Here is a 2,304-nt window from a genome sequence, read left to right on the forward strand (position 1 = left end):
CGATAGCCTTTTTATTTATAATTCTAATTTAGATAATGCTTCCATTACATATTCATGCATTACTTCTCGGTAATCAAGATGAGTGACTAATCGAAGCCATCCTCCCCCCATATCACTAATTGCAATATTCTTTTGTTTTAACTTATCGAACAACACCTTGTTATTATTCATTTCTACAAGCCTAAAAACAACGATATTAGTCTGGACAGGTAAAACCTCCTTAACCCATTCTTTCTTGTTTAAAAGCAATTCTATTTGCTTTGCTCTAAAATGATCTCTTTGTAGACGACTCACATTATTCTTCAAAGCATATAATGCTGCTGCTGCCAAATAACCTGTTTGACGCATTCCTCCTCCCATTACTTTACGCCAACGTGTCGCTTTTTGTATATCCTCTTTCGATCCAATTAATACAGATCCCACAGGAGCACCTAAACCTTTAGAAAAACAAACTGATATCGTATCAAATAAAGCTCCAAAATGTGTGGGATGTTGAGATTTTGCAACCAATGCATTCCACAGTCTAGCTCCATCTAAATGCAATTTCATACCTTTTTCTGAACAAACCTCACGTATCTTTTCAATTTCGCTCAGATCATAACATGCTCCTCCACCTTTATTAGTTGTATTCTCAAGACATACCAAAGTAGTTGGAGGATAATGAAAATTACTATTATCCGTATAAACCTCCAAGACTTGATCAGCTGTTATTCTTCCACGATCTCCATCTATAAGAGCACAAGTAACACCACTATGAAAAGCAGGACCTCCTCCTTCAAAAGCATAAATATGAGAAGTTCTATCACATATTAGCTGATCACCTGCATTAGTATGTAACTTTATTGCTACTTGATTAGCCATTGTCCCTGTAGGAAAAAACAGAGCAGCTTCCATACCAAACAACTCAGCTACAGCTATCTCCAACTCATTTGTACTACCGTCTTGCTTATAAACATCATCCCCTACCCTTGCCTTTAGCATATAGTTCAACATCTCAGGTGTAGGCTTAGTAATTGTATCGCTTATTAAATTAATTTCCATAAATAGATTGGAATAAGTATTTTTGTGCATAAATGTATTAAAAATTATGATAACCACAGAACAACAGAAGGATATTATTGATCGCCTTGGTGCGTTAAGGAGGTATCTTTGACGTCGATAAGAAACTAATTGAAATCGCAAATGAGGAGGAAAAAACCTTTGCTCCAGACTTTTGGAACAATTCAAAGCAAGCAGAAATCATTGTCAAAAACCTAAAATCAAAAAAGAAATGGGTTGAAGGTTATGAAAATGCTAAAGCTGCTCTTGAAGAACTTCAAATTTTATTAGAATTTTATAACGAAGGGGAAGCATCTGAAGAAGATGTAGTCAATCAATACAACGCTACAAAAGAGATTGTAGAGGAATTAGAGTTCAAAAACATGCTTTCTGATGAAGGTGACAACATGAGTGCTGTCTTACAAATCACGGCTGGTGCTGGAGGTACAGAAAGTTGTGATTGGGCATCTATGCTTATGCGCATGTATATCATGTGGGGAGAAAAGAATGGCTTTAAAGTAAAAGAACTAAACTATCAAGAAGGTGAGGTAGCTGGAGTAAAAACAGTTACTTTAGAGTTTGATGGAGAATTCTCTTTTGGTTATTTAAAAGGTGAAAATGGTGTACACCGTTTAGTTCGTATTTCTCCTTTTGATAGTAATGCTAAACGTCATACTTCTTTTGTTTCGGTATATGTATATCCGCTTGCAGATGACACAATCGAAATCGAAATAAGTCCTGCAGACATCTCATGGGAAACAATGCGTTCTAGTGGTGCTGGTGGTCAAAACGTAAACAAAGTTGAAACAGCGGTTCGTTTACGACACCATCCAACAGGTATTATTATTGAAAACTCAGAAACTCGTTCGCAGCTAGATAACAAAACAAAAGCAATGCAACTTTTAAAATCTCAATTATATGAAATTGAATTAAAAAAGAAACAAGCTATGCGTGATGAAATCGAAGCTAACAAGAAAAAAATAGAATGGGGATCACAGATTCGAAATTATGTCATGCATCCTTACAAATTAGTAAAAGATGTAAGAACACAGTATGAATCAACTGATGTTGATGCAGTAATGAACGGTGAAATTGATCCATTCTTAAAAGCCTATCTGATGATGATGGGACAAAACGAAGAAGAATAAATACAATTCTAATTAGGTAATAAAAGGCTTGCTCAAAAATTGAGCAAGCCTTTTGTTTTTTTATACAGTGAGAACTGTTCTTATCCTATGTATTTAACACCTCATCTAAATATAAAAG

General features: G+C 35.2%; 2 protein-coding genes. One reads left to right on the forward strand and one right to left on the reverse strand.

Annotated features, from left to right (window positions below; translation table 11 throughout):
* Positions 1 to 15 precede the first annotated feature (15 nt).
* Positions 16 to 1,041, reverse strand: a complete 1,026-nt coding sequence (locus tag RH98_RS14885) for a threonine aldolase family protein (RefSeq protein ID WP_010257442.1) — start codon at positions 1,039 to 1,041, stop codon at positions 16 to 18.
* 46 nt (positions 1,042 to 1,087) lie between these two features.
* On the opposite strand from RH98_RS14885, the gene prfB reads away from it, so the two are divergent.
* A protein-coding gene (gene prfB / locus RH98_RS14890; protein WP_141629453.1) for a peptide chain release factor 2 occupies positions 1,088 to 2,186 on the forward strand; the annotation gives its coding sequence in 2 pieces (ribosomal slippage) (positions 1,088 to 1,150 and positions 1,152 to 2,186; 1,098 coding nt in all).
* Positions 2,187 to 2,304: the final 118 nt, after the last annotated feature.

It is taken from the genome of Myroides injenensis M09-0166 (genome assembly GCF_000246945.1).
Lineage (GTDB): Bacteria > Bacteroidota > Bacteroidia > Flavobacteriales > Flavobacteriaceae > Flavobacterium > Flavobacterium injenense.